12 protein-coding genes are annotated in these 16,434 nt (G+C 41.0%); 6 read left to right on the top strand and 6 right to left on the bottom strand.

All coding sequences use genetic code 11. The features are described 5' to 3' along the window. Positions 1-36 precede the first annotated feature (36 nt). Positions 37-1,416 carry a porin gene (locus M5U24_RS07435; RefSeq protein ID WP_099324102.1) on the bottom strand — a complete coding sequence of 460 codons (1,380 nt, stop codon included), beginning with the start codon at positions 1,414-1,416 and terminating at the stop codon, positions 37-39. Between the two features lie 582 nt (positions 1,417-1,998). Here M5U24_RS07435 and nifU point away from each other — a divergent pair. Together nifU and nifS are read left to right on the top strand one after the other, a co-directional pair. Further along, positions 1,999-2,853, top strand: coding sequence for a Fe-S cluster assembly protein NifU (gene nifU / locus M5U24_RS07430; RefSeq protein WP_099324103.1), 855 nt, complete (start codon positions 1,999-2,001; stop codon positions 2,851-2,853). Then, the gene (gene nifS / locus M5U24_RS07425; protein WP_099324104.1) at positions 2,850-4,043 is read left to right on the top strand and encodes a cysteine desulfurase NifS; all 1,194 of its coding nucleotides are present in this window, start codon (positions 2,850-2,852) and stop codon (positions 4,041-4,043) included. Before nifU ends, nifS begins: the two co-directional genes overlap by 4 nt. A gap of 231 nt (positions 4,044-4,274) precedes the next feature. Here nifS and M5U24_RS07420 read toward each other — a convergent pair whose 3' ends face one another. Next, entirely contained in the window at positions 4,275-5,813 is a 1,539-nt protein-coding gene (locus tag M5U24_RS07420; protein ID WP_099324105.1) for a DegQ family serine endoprotease, read from the bottom strand. Positions 5,814-6,244: 431 nt separating this feature from the next. On the opposite strand from M5U24_RS07420, the gene M5U24_RS07415 reads away from it, so the two are divergent. Together M5U24_RS07415 and M5U24_RS07410 are read left to right on the top strand one after the other, a co-directional pair. Beyond that, positions 6,245-7,660 (top strand): phospholipase D-like domain-containing protein, encoded by a 1,416-nt coding sequence (locus tag M5U24_RS07415; RefSeq protein WP_099324106.1) that lies wholly within the window; start codon positions 6,245-6,247, stop codon positions 7,658-7,660. A 289-nt stretch (positions 7,661-7,949) separates the two neighbouring features. Continuing rightward, on the top strand, positions 7,950-9,782 hold the full coding sequence (locus M5U24_RS07410) for a tetratricopeptide repeat protein (protein ID WP_169703550.1): 1,833 nt from the start codon (positions 7,950-7,952) through the stop codon (positions 9,780-9,782). A gap of 129 nt (positions 9,783-9,911) precedes the next feature. Here the strand turns inward: M5U24_RS07410 and tilS are convergent, their stop codons facing one another. Next, on the bottom strand, positions 9,912-11,360 hold the full coding sequence (tilS, locus tag M5U24_RS07405; RefSeq protein ID WP_099324108.1) for a tRNA lysidine(34) synthetase TilS: 1,449 nt from the start codon (positions 11,358-11,360) through the stop codon (positions 9,912-9,914). A 260-nt stretch (positions 11,361-11,620) separates the two neighbouring features. Here tilS and M5U24_RS07400 point away from each other — a divergent pair, with 260 nt between their 5' ends. Then, positions 11,621-12,115: a DUF192 domain-containing protein gene (locus M5U24_RS07400; protein ID WP_197705320.1), complete on the top strand. Its 495-nt coding sequence runs from the start codon at positions 11,621-11,623 to the stop codon at positions 12,113-12,115. A 272-nt stretch (positions 12,116-12,387) separates the two neighbouring features. After that, the gene (locus tag M5U24_RS07395; protein WP_157820364.1) at positions 12,388-13,026 is read left to right on the top strand and encodes an SUMF1/EgtB/PvdO family nonheme iron enzyme; all 639 of its coding nucleotides are present in this window, start codon (positions 12,388-12,390) and stop codon (positions 13,024-13,026) included. 29 nt (positions 13,027-13,055) lie between these two features. Here M5U24_RS07395 and M5U24_RS07390 read toward each other — a convergent pair whose 3' ends face one another. The 3 genes from M5U24_RS07390 to hisD all read right to left on the bottom strand — a co-directional run bounded on the left by M5U24_RS07390 (position 13,056) and on the right by hisD (position 16,138). After that, positions 13,056-13,493 (bottom strand): Minf_1886 family protein, encoded by a 438-nt coding sequence (locus tag M5U24_RS07390; RefSeq protein WP_099324110.1) that lies wholly within the window; start codon positions 13,491-13,493, stop codon positions 13,056-13,058. A gap of 198 nt (positions 13,494-13,691) precedes the next feature. Continuing rightward, entirely contained in the window at positions 13,692-14,759 is a 1,068-nt protein-coding gene (gene hisC, locus M5U24_RS07385; protein ID WP_099324111.1) for a histidinol-phosphate transaminase, read from the bottom strand. Between the two features lie 56 nt (positions 14,760-14,815). After that, the gene (gene hisD / locus M5U24_RS07380; protein ID WP_169703824.1) at positions 14,816-16,138 is read right to left on the bottom strand and encodes a histidinol dehydrogenase; all 1,323 of its coding nucleotides are present in this window, start codon (positions 16,136-16,138) and stop codon (positions 14,816-14,818) included. Positions 16,139-16,434 lie beyond the last annotated feature (296 nt).

Genomic DNA, 16,434 nt, shown 5'->3' with positions numbered 1-16,434 from the left:
GAATTTATATTGAAAATCGACTTATTTTTCTCCTTTTTAGAACATAATCTGGTATTGTACCCGTACCCTATTCTCCTCTTTATCCTCTTCTTCCCCCTCTGTTACAAGATGCCCGAAGTCCGCCTGAATTTTTGAGCGATGGCCGCGAAAGTAATAATTGACTCCAAAAGTATACTCTCGTTGAATATCATTTGAAATATCGTCATCGGGGTCTATCACGGAGTAACGTCCGGCAAGTTCCAGTTTTTTAGGTAATACAAAGTAACCAAGTTGCGTATGAAAGCCTTCTGATTCCAGGGATTCCCCGCCTGATTCAGGATCTCTTGACATAAGATAATATTCATTATTCCAGGAAATCCCTTTATATACTAATCCGCAATCAACTACACCCGTAATGTTGTCATAATCTTCCTCTTTAACATCTTTTCGTTTTCCGTTAAAGGCAACGGATGCGCCAATGGTTGCTTTTAATGTATCGGAATAAGCCAAATCGGTTTCATCATAATAGTTATACTTTCCAAACGGATTATACCGGGCGTTCAGAACAAACATAAGTTCATTGTCAAAATTTTCCTTGCCCTGAAACCAGTCCGCCTGATCCTCTCCCGCCCCCTGAAACACCGCTGCGTGATATTCCATATATCCATCAAAGGGTTTTCCATACAAATCTACACCGTAATCACGGTCCTGGTCAAAGAACTCGCTGGCAATAGACCTTTCCTGAAGCAAAAGTGTTGCAGAGGATGCTAGCCGCTGCCTGTTAAACGGCACCTTAAAGTAACCAATTTTAGTGTTTAATTCTTCCAAGGGCGTCCAGTATACGTAAAAATCCCTCACCCCTACGTCGAATTTATCCCCGTCTATTTCCACATAATAATGCAGGTCTTTGCTGTAGATATTACCACCAAAATTAAGCCTTGCACGACGGACGTCGATATTTTGTGTATCCGACTCGCCAAAATCATCGTCCTTGTCTTTATATTCATATTGCATCTGCAATCGTCCGCCAATGTTAAGGGAATAATTGCCATCGGTCGTTCTGATACTTAAGGCTGATTTTTTATCGTCCGGCGTATACTCAACGATCATATCGGGCATGCCAACTCCCAAAATTTCTTTGGCCTCATCTGTGGAAAAATAGTCCTGCACTGCCTGCTTTGTCTCTTCTTTCACGACAACCTTGGTTTCCGTGCTGATTATCTCTATACGATTTTTTAAAACATCCATCTGTTCCTGTTGCCGTGCAAATGCCTCTTCCATCAGTTTTAATTGCTGCTTTAATTCTTCTACCTCACTTCTGGCATCGGTACTGGATTCTCCCTGTGCAAACACTATCGGAGATACACCGCCCATGCATAACACACAAAAAACAAAGAAATTTGGTAGCATAAAATTACGCCATTTACGGCCGATCATTTAAAATTTCTCCTTTTAAAAACAACACATATAAAATAAAAAAATACAAACTCTTTTCGGTTTCTCTATAGCACAATCATGCCTGCAACACGTCTTCTGTTATGTCTTTTTGTATTGTTACGATAGGCAACAGACTATAATGAAAACGCAAGGATTATAAATTACAAATATTAAGGCCATATAAAGAAATTATTAAGATTTTGTTAAGATTTTCCATGTATCAGAATTGCCAGAAAAGCGGGATTAACGCGACGGCCGTAATCCAGAGCATCAGGTTAAAGGAAAAATATTTAATGGTGAAATACGAAACGCGAAACAAATTCTAATTTTCAATTTTCAAATGTTCAAAACCAGGTTTTTTATTGGGATTTTGTATTTTTGAATTTGTATCGTATTTCGTACTTCGAATTTCGTATTTTTTCATCTTGCTTGTTTGGTTCTGGCTGCTATGCCACCTTGGGTGTAACAAGGTCAGGCAATGCTTGACATGACAATGAGAAAAGAATATATTCGAATACATGCATTAGTGTATATTGGCAGTGAAAATCTGTTTCTTATCAGTTGTAAAGAAAGGAATAAAAGGTGTGGGACTATTCTGAAAAGGTAAAAGACCATTTTTTGCATCCGAGAAATGTTGGCGATATCGAAAATCCGGATGCTGTGGGAGAAGTAGGCAGTTTAGCCTGCGGTGATGCGCTTAAACTGATGCTGAAAATAGATGCCGGGGGCGTTATATCGGATGTAAAATTTAAGACCTTCGGCTGCGGGAGCGCCATTGCCTCGGCAAGCGCCCTGACAGAGATGATAAAAGGGAAAACAATCGCTGAAGCAGAGAAGGTCGCTGATAGTGATATTGCAGAGTATCTTGACGGTTTGCCTGAACAAAAAATGCATTGTTCTGTTATGGGACGTGAGGCGCTGGAAGCTGCTATTGCGAATTATCGCGGGATAAAGCTGGAGAAAGCTGTTGATGAGGGAACAATTGTGTGTAAATGCTTTGGGGTAACCGACAATAAGATCGCTCATGAAGTCAGGGAGCATAAGCTGACGACTATTGACCAGGTAACAAACTATTGCAAAGCGGGAGGAGGCTGCCAGTCGTGTCATCCTCAAATCCAGGCTATTATCGATGAAATCTGGCACAAGGAAAAAGAGAAAGAAATTATTAAAAAGGTACAGAAACCCGTTAAAAAATTAACGAATATTCAAAAAATGAAGCTTGTGCAGGAGACGATAGAAAGGGAGATTCGCCCTGCCCTGCTGGCGGATGGAGGTGATATTGAATTGATTGATATCGACGGCGACCGGGTAATGGTTTCTTTCCGGGGAAGTTGTTCCGCATGCCCGAGTTCGGGAGTAACCTTAAAATCGACGGTAGAGGCTAAATTAAGAGAATTCGTCACCGATACGCTCATTGTGGAGGAGGTAATATCATGAAGGTTGTTTATGCGGATAACAATGCGACTACAAAGGTTGCTCCTGAGGTTTTGGAAGAAATGCTGCCTTTTTTTTCTGAATATTACGGCAATCCTTCCAGCATGCATATTTTTGGCGGTCAGGTTGCAAAGAAAATAGACAAGGCAAGGCAGCAGGTTGCGGACCTCATTGGCGCCGGGCCGGAAGAGATATTATTTACCAGTTGCGGCACGGAGAGTGATAATACTGCGATATTGGGCATCCTCCGGGCGAATCCGGGTAAAAAGCATATTGTGACGTCACGGGTCGAGCACCCTGCGGTTTATAACTTGTGTACATATCTCACCCAACATGGGTATCATGTCACAGAATTGGGGGTAGATAGAAATGGAATGCTCAATGTGGATGAATTGTCTGAAGCGGTGAGAGAAGATACGGCAATTGTGTCTATTATGCATGCAAACAATGAAACCGGCGTCATTTTCCCTATTGAGGAAGTTGCCGGCATTGTAAAACAAAAGGGGTCTTTTTTGCATACCGACGCGGTGCAGGCAGTAGGTAAAATACCGATAAATCTCGCTGATAGTGCAATTGATTTATTGACGCTTTCAGGGCATAAATTACATGCACCAAAAGGGGTTGGTGCCTTGTACATAAGGAAAGGCACATCCATCGCACCCTTTATTATCGGAGGGCATCAGGAGAAAAACCGCAGAGGAGGTACGGAGAATGTGCCTTCTATTATTGGACTTGGCAAGGCATGTGAACTGGCAAAAAAATTTATGCAGGAGGAACAGACAAGGGTAAAACAATTGTGCGACAGATTAGAGAGTGAAATTGTGGCAAAGGCCCCTGATGCGATAATAAACGGTTATAAATCTCCCAGGTTACCCAATACTACAAATATAAGTTTTGAATATGTTGAAGGCGAAGCTATTTTGTTGCTGCTTAATGAGAAGGGAATTTGTGCTTCTTCCGGTTCCGCCTGTACTTCTGGTTCACTGGAACCTTCGCATGTATTAAGGGCAATGGGCATTCCTTTTACCGCAGTACACGGTTCCATCCGGTTGAGCCTGAGCAGATATACGACAACAGACGATGTAGAATATATAATTGAACACCTTCCACCCGTTGTGAGGAGACTCAGGGAAATATCACCATACAACAGGGATTCTAAATTTCAGGGACACGTTTCTGCGGGTTATTGCTAGCGTAATCTATTAGACTACCGAGCGCGACTCGTTCCCAAACCTTGTGCTGAACATAGTGAAGTATCTGTTTGGGAACGTAATGGTGCTGGAAACTATGTGCGCACAACCGAACGGTTGCAAACATGAACCCGCCTGGCCCGGGAACGAGATCTAAAAAACCAAAGTGTTAACAAAAATGGCAATCGTAACGATTGCCATTTTTGTTTTGTTTTTGTACTGGGAGAAGTTTTCTTACTCTTTATCTGATTTTACAATAATATATTGAGCGTATTCGCCGCGTTTCACAAGCAACAAAATGCCCTTTTTCTTGTCACCCTTCTGCACGGCGCTGTTAAATTCTTCCACGGTAGTTATTTTTTTACGGTTAACTTCCCTGATAATGTCTCCTTCTCTTATGCCTACCATTGCGGCAGGGCCTCCGGGCTGTACCGCGGAGACGATAATGCCTGTTTCATTTTCCAACCCCAGATTTTTTGCAATTTCACTTGTAATATTTTGCACCGTCATACCAAGTTCTTTTTCCGGCAATGTCCCGGCCGGCGCTGAAGCAAACAAATCGGAAGGTTGTTCGCCTATTTTTACTGTTAGTGTTTTTTCATTCCCTTCTCTCAGGACGGTTATCTTCACTTTTTTGCCTGCTTCCGTTTGCGCAACCGTATTGCGCAGGTGATTAACATCCCGTATTGGCTTGTCGTTAAACTTGATTATAATATCACCACGTTCAAGACCTGCTTCTTTTGCCGGGGAATTTTCCTGCACATCGCTGATGATAACGCCTTCTGCGATGGCTACCTCAAATGATTTTGCCAGATCCGGGCTGATATCCTGTATCGCAACACCGAGCCAACCACGCGTGACCTTCCCTTTCTCAATGAGGTCTTTCATGACGATTTTTACCATATTAACGGGTATGGCAAACCCAATACCCTGATAACCGCCGCTTCTGGTAAAAATTGCGGTGTTTATGCCAATCACTTCCCCGCTTAAATTGACCAGCGGCCCTCCGCTATTACCGGGGTTTATCGCTGCATCTGTCTGGATCATATCTTCGTACTGCGCAACACCAACATTAGCCCTTCCCATGGCGCTAATAACGCCCACGGAAACGGTCTGTGATAAACCAAAGGGATTTCCTATTGCAATAGCCCACTGCCCTACTTTAATGGAATCCGAATTCCCTAGCTTTGCAAAAGGCAAATCCTTTCCTTCGATCTTTACAATTGCTATATCCGTTTGCGGATCGGTGCCAACGATTGTGCCTTTAAATTCACGCCTATCTCCGAGGGCAACCGTTAGTTCGTCAGCATTTTCAACAACATGGTTATTGGTGACGATATACCCGTTTTCGCTGTCAACAATTACACCGGAACCTAGTCCCTGAACCTTGAAATCTTCTTCAGGATACCGGGGTTTTAAGTACTTGTCAAAAAAGTCATCTCCAAAAAAATCCCAAAAATCGCGAAATTGCTCCTGTTCCTGTCTCGGTTGAGGTTGGGGATGGTTACGGTCTCTCGGCATTTCACGCTGACGTTCTCTTTTGTGTTTAAAGCTTTTTACTGAAGTTATTGACACAACTGCAGGCTTTACCTGTTCCACCACTTGTGCGAAAATCTTCTCAAAGCTTTGTGCGGCTTCAACTACCGAAGTGTCGCTATTTGTCTTATTTGAAGCGAAGATGATTGATTTTTGGGGCAAACATAAATTTATGCCTGCAAATATCCCCAGAATGCATAGTATGCGTATACAGTTGCTTCGTGCTTTGTTCAACATTTATATGCTCCCTTTTTTTAAATGACTAACGTATAAAATACTGAGCTTCAATTCTATTTTAGGCAGTGTTTTTTGTCAATATAATTCAAAATACCTTGCAGGGCAAAAAGATGCGGACAGCCTTCCTAATTTCTTGCATTATTCTGTTTTCGCTGATATTATCTAAACAGTCATAATTTTCCATTCCGATAACATGCGCCGATATTATTCTCAATTATTTACAAACATCATCTCGCTACTATTGTTACCATCAATTTTTAAAGCAGCGCGTATGGCTTTTTTATGTAAGCACAGGTCGCCTCGTTCTTTCCGGGGAAATCTGAATAATCAATCCTTTCGGGTGTTTTATTTTAAAACTACCGGATACGCTGAATTCAACAATAAACAATGTGCATTTGTTCCTTAATAAAAAATTAAGAAAGGGTGTGGGTATGAAAAAGATTCATGCGGTTATTATTACAGGGATTGTAATCCTTATGTGTATTCAGGTGAAGGCATTTTCATCTGAAGTCTATTTTACTCCTGATGAAATTAAAGAGAAAATCCTTAGCGAGATAGACGCTTGCCGCGAATCTATTGATATTGCCACGAGAAACATCACTTCAGTCGATATAGTAAATGCACTTGCGAAGGCAAAGGAGAGAGGGGTAGAGATAAGGATTGTTATTGACAGAAAACGTTTTCTCTCGAAGGGGATACTATCACAATATTGCGGGGAAAACGGGTTTGCCGTGAAGATATTGATCCAGAAAGGTATTATGAACAATAACTATGCCATCTTTGATTCCAAACTGCTTGCAACAGGGTCTTATCTTTGGCATGAAAAAACAAGCAGGTTTAATTGCGAAAATGTCATTTTTATGGACAAAACTCCTGTATTGGTAAAATATCAAAGAGAATTTGACAGGTTATTTCATAAGGGTAAAGCCTCTCCTCTTAAAAAACAGACGTATATTGCGGAAGAAGCAGAGAAAAAGAGACCTGTAAAAGCGGTATCTGAAAACAGTGAAAAAAAGGCAGTTGAAGGAAAGGTGATAGCTTCAGGGTATGGCATAACAATTACAGAAAATGCGGATGGCTTTATTGATATGAATTTTGAGGAGTTTGATAAAATATTTGGGGTGATAAGCGATTTGTCGGATAATCAAAAGGAAAATTTGTGGCGGAAATGTGAGGGCAGAAAGGTTAAGTGGCGCGGAAGGGTCAAATATATTGGATGGACGATTATTAACGGATGGCTAATGAATACTACTCACGGACATACGAGTGTGGAAACAGACCTGAACCCTGAGCATAAGAAAAACTTTGCCGATGTTAAATATGGCAGTCTGGTAACGTACACAGGAGAACTTGCTTCGCTGGTAACAAAGGTATATCCTTATAAACTGAAAAACGGCAATGTAATCCGAATTGAAGACGATACTTCCAAACCATTAACAAAAGAGGAACTAACCGCTGACCCTTATACGACAGTTTTGTGTCAGGGACCCGGAAAAGAATATATAATAGAAACGCTTGCAGATTTGGAAAGTATGTTTGGCGAAGAGAGCGGTTTTTCCGCAGATCAAAAAAGGGACAAATGGGACAAATTTGAGGGCAAATACCTGAGCTGGATGGGGAAGATCATATACAAGCATCTGGCGGCAGAAAACGATTTGCGCATAGGGTTTGAACAACAGGAGGGCGGCCTGTGCAAATTAGAACTCAAGGTGAAAAAATCAAGAATAGATAATGTATCGGGATTTAATGAGGGTGATACAGTAATCTATCAGGGGATGCTAACCAAAAGGTGGGGATTAGATATCCCTTATATCATAGAAGATGGAGATATATTGACCTTCAAGTAACATGGTATGCGGGCAGGAGCACCATAAGCACTAAGTTGTTTTTGATATTTTTCAGATGGAGTCCAATACGAAAGTCGGCAGTCGGCAATCGAATATTGAACAATTAAACTGGATTTATTTAACAGGGTGAAATATTCGTTATTCATTCGCGTCTATTAGCGTGTATTCGCGGTTAATAAAGTAACCGCGAATACACGCTAATAAACGCGAATATGGAAATTTCATTACACGGTTAAATTAATCCGTGGTTTAGTTGCTTTCTGTTTTTTGCAATGAGGAGATGGTAGTTATGGCAAAAAATGTATTCATAATAAAAAGTCTTCTTTTTTTCATGCTTGCCGTGCTAAACACAGTAGCGTTTGGGGAAGAAAATTATGAAGAGTGTATCAATAAGGGGAATATCCTTATACATAAACAGAACTATCAGGATGCGCTTCACGAGTACGAACGCGCCATTTCCCTGAAACCCGATGCGCCGGAGGCATGGTATAACAAAGCAGCCGTACTTGATTATATGGGTGATTTTGAAAGAGCCATAGAAGCCGCTGATATGGCAGTTCAATCGAAACCTGATTACTGGGAAGCGTGGTATATGAAAGGAAGGGCTTCAGACCACACAGGAAAATATTATGAGGCAATTAAGGCATTCGACAAGGCATTAGAAATAAAACCGGATGCTTTGATGGTTTTATATAACAAGGGAAACGTACATGACCACATAGGCGATATCGAAGCATCGGTAAAGACGTATGACTCTATCCTGAAATTAAAACCTGATGAATATGAAGCATGGAATAATAAAGGATTGGCATTGGCGAGAATTCCGGAAAAAAGGGGCATAGCGCTGGAAGCTTATGATCAGGCAATAAGAATAAATCCGGTATATTATGAAGCCTGGATTAATAAGGGAAACTGTTTCGTTAGGTTGCGCAGGTATGGCGAAGCGATTGATGCATACGATACCGCAATAAAAATAAGGCCTAAGGAACATGCGGCATGGGCGAATAAAGGCTTTACACTCGCTGACATGGGAAAACATGAAGAGGCCGTAGACGCTTTTAATAAAGCAATTGAGCTGAGCCCGGGTTCGTATGCAGCATGGAATGGCAAAGGACTCGCATTGGACTCACTGTCCAGATACGAGGATGCCCTGAAAGCATATGAGAAGACCATTGAGATACAACCGGATTCTTATGGGGCATGGACAAATATGGGGTTGACCTTGTCCCGTTTAAAAAGACATGATGAAGCCGTTGCTGCATATGAAAAGGCATTGATAATACAGCCTGATTCGTATGAAACAATGACGAATAAAGGCTGCGAATTGTTTCACCTCGGAAACTATGTTGAAGCAATAAAGGCATTTGACCGGGCAATAGAATTGCAGCCGGATTACGCGGAGGCTTGGAAAAACAAGGGAAATGCCCTGGCCAGGATGGGGTGGCTTGAAGAGGCGACAGAATCATTTGCAAAGGTAGGACAAATTATTACTGATGAAGAAGCTGTGAACGTTCCCCGTTTATCAAAAATCAAACTGGAAGCGTTACAAAACAACGGCATTGCACTTATCCGTCTCAACAAGTATGCTGACGCCGTAAACGTTTACAATAATGCGTTACGGATTAAAAATGATGATTTTGATGTATGGATGAATAAAGGGATTTCCCATTCATTTTTAAATGAATACGAAGAGGCGTTAACCGCCTTTGATAAAGCGGCGTTATTAGAAAGCAATGCATATGAAGCATTTAATTACAAAGGGTACGTATTGGAAGAAATGGGAAAATATCAGGAGGCGCTTGATGCTTATGACAATGCGCTCCGGTTAAAACCAGACTTTCCTGAAGCAATGAACAATAAGGGACTTTTGCTGGATAACATTGGCAATCACGAAGATGCTGTAAAAATGTATAACAACGCACTACGTATCAACCCCGATTTTGACGCAGTATTATTTAATAAGGCCTGCGCACTTTCATTGCTATCAAGAAAAGAAGAAGCCCTTGATTCATTAGAGAAAGCGGTGCAATTAAATCCCCTGCATAAGAATGCCGCCCGCAACAGCCCTGATTTTATAAAATATAAGGGAGATGCCGGCTTCGGGAAGATTGTAAGTGAATAGTATGGTCAAATAATATAATAATGGTTTTTTGTAACCCTTCGGCTAAGCTCACTACGAAGCCTGAACCACACGTTTTATACTTTCAAACCAGCCTTCGATTAGCACTACAAATTCAAAATTCGCAACACTTTAGCTTCCGGATGGTTGAAAGGTTAATTTGAGTATTTTTTTTGTATTGCCAGTAACCTTAACGCTGTTATCCAGACATATTCCGACGATCCATACCGGTTTATTATTCATAGCAATTATAGGTATGAGGCTGCGTTTTCCCTGGGGTATTTTTTTATCGATAAATAGTTTTTTCACTTTCTTACTGCCCCGAGTTCCCAATGGAGAAATGGTATCTCCGCTATTTCTCTTTCTTAAGAGAAGTGGTTCTTTAACGCTTTCGAAATCCAGTATCTCTTCATATCTTGTTTTCGTTAATATAAATTTTTCGAGCGACACATCCTTACTCTCCGGAAGCTCTGCGGTTAAACTGCCAAGACCCACAATTTGGGTTGTCCCGGGTATTTTCAAGGGAATCTCCGGTAATTCTGTAAATGTTTCCCGGGAAAACCCCTTTTCTAAAAAAAGCCTTCCCCGCTCATACCGTAAGGTAATTTTACCCGGTAATTGGAATTTCCTGGCATTCCCTTTTTGCGCCAGACCTTCGAGTATCATGGAATAATGTCCATAATGTATGGCTTTCAGAGGGATATGCATTACGTGCAACAATTTCTGCAGCAGCAGGAATTGCAGAATTTTTGGTTGTTTCAGGAGAAACCCGGCGTTAAGAACATATGCATTGTCTGGTTCTTTCACAATGGCGTTTTCAAATACTGATTCGCATGCTGCAAGGAGGTATTCATTGTTTATCGTAAGTATCTGCGATAATCGGGACAGGGCGTTTTTTATATTAGGATTGTATTTATGTTCCAATAAAGGAATGAGTTCATGACGTATCCTGTTCCTCGTGTATTCCTTTTCATAATTAGATGCGTCGACCCGGTATTTCGTCTTATCTTTATTGAGATATTCGAGAATCTCTTTTTTCCATGCAAATAACAGAGGCCGAATGATCAACTGCGGCGTACCCGGAGATAACAGACGTTTAATGGGTATTCCTCCAAGACCGGGAGCGCCGGTTCCCCTGATTATTCTGTGGAGAATGGTTTCTGCATTGTCATCGGCATTGTGTCCGGTTGCTACATGAGAAACATTGTAGTTTTGCGATGCCTCGGAATAAAATGTATATCTCTCTTTGCGTGCCATTTCTTCCAGCGAAAGTTTGGTTTCTGAAGCGATCTTTCCGATATTTACCCTTTTTGAAATAAATGGCAGTGAGAGTTTGTTTGCTAAATCCTGGACGAATTGTTCATCTTCTTCTGAAAAATCACCACGAAGCTGATGATTAAGGTGCGCCACATATAATCGCAAACGCAGGTTTTTTGCAGCATTAAGAAAATGAAGGGTTTTCAGTAGAGCGACAGAATCAGGCCCGCCGGAAACACCGACAATGACTGAATCATCTGGTTGAATAAGCTGGTATTTACAGATAATTTTGAATATGTTTTCGACAAATGGATACAGTTTCATAATTAATGGGAAGAAGACACTATTCTACTGTTTTTGGTTAAAATAGGATATAAGCATCATTTGATGAGAACTATATCCCTTCCCCCCTAATAAATCAAGCAGAGAAATGGATTGACTTTGCAGGTGAGGTGCGTAAAATATTCATACATAGTGAAATTGTTGATTTTAGTAATTTTCTAATTAAACAAATGTATTACATCCATCTCCGTGTATTGACGTTTTTTTGCTTCTTCATTACAGGTTTAGAAAAAGATATGCGTATGAACAGGACATTAAAATATTTTTTTCCTGCTGTACTTTCCCTTTGCATTATAGTATACCATTGCATAAAAAATGATTGCTACGGGAACCATGAAAAGAAAACAGAGCAAATAACGGTATCCGGAACAGACATAGAGGTAGAGTTGGCGATTACCCCTGAAGAACACATGGCAGGGCTAATGTATCGTAATACCTTAGAAGATAATAAAGGCATGCTCTTTGTCTTTCCGGATGAAAAGAGGCTTTCATTCTGGATGAAGAATACCTATGTGCCTCTTTCTGTTGCATTTATAGATGAGAATGGACGGATTACCCAGATAGAAACAATGAAACCCAGGAGCCTCGATCTTCATGACTCACGCGAAAAGGTTCGCTACGCCCTGGAAATGAAATCTAATTGGTTTGAAATACATAATGTGCGGGAAGGAGATGTAGTGAAAATGCCACCGCGCATTATCGCAAATGGAGAATCTCGTAATGGTAAGAATTGGTAACACTTTAGTTCTTTGAAAAATTCCAATAATCCCGAAGGGATGAAATGATTATAGAAATTATACAAAAAACCCATAATTAACCCCGAAGGGGTGATATAATTTTATCTTTCATGAAACACCGAACATTCTATAATCATATTACCCCTTCGGGGTTATTCTTTTTTCCCGGAATTTTTCAAAAAGCTAAAGTGTTACAAGAATTGAAATTTTAAGCAACAATGTAGTTTTTGAAAAATCTCCATTTTAACTATTTTTACAGAAAATATATGCATATGACACAGCAAAGTATTATTAACGAAAAAGATGGCTCTGAAATGGTGTATGTGTCTGCCGGTAATTTTGTTATGGGAGAGGACAGGAAGGTTGTGTATGTCGATGCATTTTATATTGATAAGTTTCCCATAACGAATTCCCAATATAAGAAGTTTATTGATGAAGCTGGCGCGAAACACCCTTCTTTCTGGAATAATGAACGATTTAACAAACCACTGCAACCAGTGGTAGGGGTAAGCTGGAGTGATGCGGTTGCATATGCGAAATGGGCGGGAAAACGACTCCCTAAAGAAAAAGAGTGGGGCAAGGCTGCCCGGGGGATTGACGGAAGGGAATACCCGTGGGGAAACATGCAGCCTGACCATACGCTGGCCGTATTTAATCTCGACCCTAATACTGGCGCCCCGGCGGCGGTAGGAGCCAGAAAGGAAGGCGCAAGTCCTTATGGGTGCTATGATATGTCGGGGAATGTTTGGGAATGGTGCGAGGATTGGTATGAAGAAGGAAAATACCGTGTAGTGAGAGGAGGCTCATGGTTGAATCATCATTATATTCTCAGGAGCGCTTATCGTAGTTGCAGTTATCCCGAAGGACGGGATAACAACGTAGGTTTTCGTTGCGTAAAAGACGCTGAATAAAATACCAAGTATATATTGGGATGAGATATTTAACTTTTTTTGATACCAAGCGCACTTAATGACATCCGGATATCATAGTTGCCTTTAAATTCGTACTCTTCATCAAAGACCTTTTTAAAGTTATAAATATTTTTAAAATCATCTTTCGAATCCGTTTCTGTTTTCCCCATCAAACCGCTTTCAACAAGATTGAAGACGATATTCCCAAAATCAATATCCTCCTTTATACCCCATTGTTCAAATACAGTTAAGGCCATAAAACCAAATTGCTTCAAAGCATAACGTTTAATCCCCTCCAAAAGTTCTTTTCCCGTCACATGACGGCCTGAATCAGCGGCCTTATATTGAGTTTTGCCTAGCATGTTTGTGGTAAATTCCAGTGCCTCGAATACAAATTGATAAGCCATCGGGGAATAGCGCGGGTCTTTTTTTTCTATTTCCTTTATTTTGTTCCAGGGGTTTTTCATTTTCGTTTCTCTAAGAAAAAGCTTACCGTATTTCCGGGGAAAAGTATTAATTATTGGTAATTTTTCAGCATTGTAAAACTAAGCGATTGCTTAGTTAAGAGCGAAGTGACACTTCGCTCTGCATTTCAGCCACAGAGCCGCAAAGTTTTTTAGAAAACATCACCTCTGTAGCTACATAGTTACAATTATTGTAACAATTTAATGTATGTTTCCTGCTCCGGCAATTAGCAGGTCTTTTAGATTTTTTATTAAGAGGTCAATTTCTTCCTGCGTTCCTATCGTAATGCGCAGGCAATCATCAAGCCGTCTTATGTTAAAGTATCTTACCAAAATCTTCCGTTTTTTTAATTCATTATATAAATTCTGTGCAGAAACCCCCTTCATACATCTGGCTAAAACAAAATTGGCATGAGATGGATAAATGAAAAAACCCATTCCCTGCAATGCCTTTGTAAGGTACTCTCTTGTTTTTATGATTTTCTCGACATGCTCCATCATGGTCTTTTGATCTTCCATAGCTGCCACTGCGGCTACTATGCCTAACCGGTCAACATTATATGAATCTTTTACCTTCATCATCCCTTGTATAAGAGATTCTTGCGCTACGCAAAAACCAAACCGAATGCCTGCAAGTGAATACGATTTTGAGAGTGTACGCAAAAGGAGTACATTATCATGCCTTTCTACCAATGGCAAGCAGTTCTCGTCGGAGAAATCCGCATATGCTTCATCAATAACAAGCACTCCATCAATTTCAGACGCCAGTCTTGATATTTCCCGGGGAGAAATCATTGTGCCCGAAGGCGAATTGGGATTTGCGATAAAAGAAACTTTTGCCCCTTTTACGATGAAATCTTCAGGGAGGATATAATCTTCCGTAAAATCAATCATACATGCAGCGCCGTTTTGTAATTCAGAAAGGGTTTTATAGAGCATATAGGAAGGGTAGGGAAAAACTATTTTATCACCAGGCCCTGCAAAACTGCGAACTATTATAGAAAGAAGATCGTCCGACCCATTCCCGGCCATGACACGTTCCGGTTTTGTTTTAAGTACTTCCGCAATTTTTAATCGTGCCGCCATTGCGACCGGGTCAGGATACAAACGAAGCGTTTCGTTTAATGAATTACGTATTGCTTCCAAAACATGCTGTGACGGCGGATAGGGATTTTCATTTGTATTTAGCTTTGTGTAAACACCATCCCTTGGTTGTTCACCCGGTATATAACCGGTCATTTTTTCAATATGTTCTTTAAAATAACTCAAGAGAATGCTCCAATGAATAAAACAGTAGTGATAGTGAGCCAGGAACTACGTTACTTTCAACGCACGGACGGCTTTTTCCTGCCTGAATCCAATCTGATTTTAACCGATTTTGCATGCGCATCAAGTCCCTCAGATGCTGAAATTTCAGACACATCCTGCTGTACGCTCCTCAGCGCTGATTGTGAATAGGTGATAACACTTGTCCTCTTAATGAAATCATTTACCGATAAACCGGATGAAAAACGCGCAGTGCCTCCGGTAGGGAGCACATGGGATGGTCCGGCGATATAATCTCCCAGAGCCACAGGGGTGTAATCTCCCACAAATACCGCGCCGGCGTGTTTAATGCCTGATAACACGGCTTTTGGATTCTGCGTCATAATCTGCAAATGCTCTGGAGCAATGGCATTGGAGAGCGCTATGCATTCGTTCATATTTTTTGTGATAAAAATTACTCCATATTTGCTGAGGCATTCATTTGTGCCGGCGGAACGGCTGAGTGTTTTTATCTGCAGGGTTATTTCTGCTAAAACTTGCTTTGCCAACAATTTTGAAGAAGTGACTAAAAGAGAAATACCCGGAGTATGTTCCGCCTGAGAAAGCAAATCAGAAGCGATATATGATGGGTTTGCATGGTTATCGGCAATAATTAACACCTCGCTCGGGCCGGCAAGCATGTCTATTCCCGCATATCCGAAAATTTCTTTTTTGGCAAGCGTCACAAACACATTTCCAGGGCCTACGATTTTGTCCACACTTGGAATGGTTTTCGTTCCAAAAGCGAGCGCAGCAATTGCCTGAACACCGCCGATTTTGTATATCTCACTAACGCCTGCCTCTTTTGCCGCCACCAATCTCTCCGGAGGAATGTTTCCGTCTTCCTTTGGGGGAGAGACCATGACTATTTTCTCCACTCCGGCAACCTGGGCGGGAATAGCGTTCATCAATACGGTAGAGGGGTACGAAGCCGCCCCCCCGGGGACATATATCCCTGCGCTGTCTATTGGGGTATAGATTGTGTCAAGAATCACCCCTTTAGACCTTAGCGGTTTTACGTTTTGAATGCGAATATGGTTCTGATATGTTTGAATATTTTTTATTGCAAGGCGTATTGCCTTTATAAATTTACCGGTTACATATTTATAAGCGTCTTCAATTTCCTCTTCTTTTACCCTGAATTGTTCCGGCGAAAGAGGTGCCTTGTCAAAACGTTTGCCATATGCGGCAATGGCCTTGTCGCCATTTTTTTTTACATCCTGAATGATTTTGAGTACGGTTGTTCTGATGTCTGAAGAACTGTTTAAAGGGTCTAAGCCTTGTTTGATTTTTTCAATCTCCAGGCTTGCATCGCATTCCCATGTTTTAAGTATCCGCATCATTCATCATCCAAAAAATTAACGAGGCCGTTGGCCTCGTGTTATAAAGACGTAGAAAGAAATTATTGAAAAAAATTATATTTACTATGGTAAATGTTGTCAAGGAAAATGAAAAGACGTTCATCAACAACAAGGACTGGTAGTTCATGGATATTGTCTGATGCCGGATTATTGTCATCTTGAAGTGAGAAGTCCGGCCATTACTACACGAAACAAATAAGCTTGCAAATCAGAAATAGGGTTTCTATAATGCAAACATGCCACTGGTAAAATGATCAATCCCGGCAAAATTGTACAAA

It is taken from the genome of Candidatus Kuenenia sp., from assembly GCF_027493735.1.
Lineage (GTDB): Bacteria > Planctomycetota > Brocadiia > Brocadiales > Brocadiaceae > Kuenenia > Kuenenia stuttgartiensis_A.
Note: the sequence above shows the minus strand (reverse complement) of the source record. Positions and strands in the feature narration are given on the sequence as shown.

Bases quoted from the DNA above. Each gene is read 5' to 3' on its own strand.
- M5U24_RS07400 (WP_197705320.1), top strand. From the start codon at position 11,621: ATGAACAGGACATTAAAATATTTTTTTCCTGCTGTACTTTCCCTTTGC.
- hisD (WP_169703824.1), bottom strand. From the start codon at position 16,138: ATGATGCGGATACTTAAAACATGGGAATGCGATGCAAGCCTGGAGATT.
- nifS (WP_099324104.1), top strand. From the start codon at position 2,850: ATGAAGGTTGTTTATGCGGATAACAATGCGACTACAAAGGTTGCTCCT.
- M5U24_RS07395 (WP_157820364.1), top strand. From the start codon at position 12,388: ATGACACAGCAAAGTATTATTAACGAAAAAGATGGCTCTGAAATGGTG.
- M5U24_RS07435 (WP_099324102.1), bottom strand. From the start codon at position 1,416: ATGATCGGCCGTAAATGGCGTAATTTTATGCTACCAAATTTCTTTGTT.
- M5U24_RS07420 (WP_099324105.1), bottom strand. From the start codon at position 5,813: ATGTTGAACAAAGCACGAAGCAACTGTATACGCATACTATGCATTCTG.
- tilS (WP_099324108.1), bottom strand. From the start codon at position 11,360: ATGAAACTGTATCCATTTGTCGAAAACATATTCAAAATTATCTGTAAA.
- M5U24_RS07410 (WP_169703550.1), top strand. From the start codon at position 7,950: ATGGCAAAAAATGTATTCATAATAAAAAGTCTTCTTTTTTTCATGCTT.
- M5U24_RS07415 (WP_099324106.1), top strand. From the start codon at position 6,245: ATGAAAAAGATTCATGCGGTTATTATTACAGGGATTGTAATCCTTATG.
- M5U24_RS07390 (WP_099324110.1), bottom strand. From the start codon at position 13,493: ATGAAAAACCCCTGGAACAAAATAAAGGAAATAGAAAAAAAAGACCCG.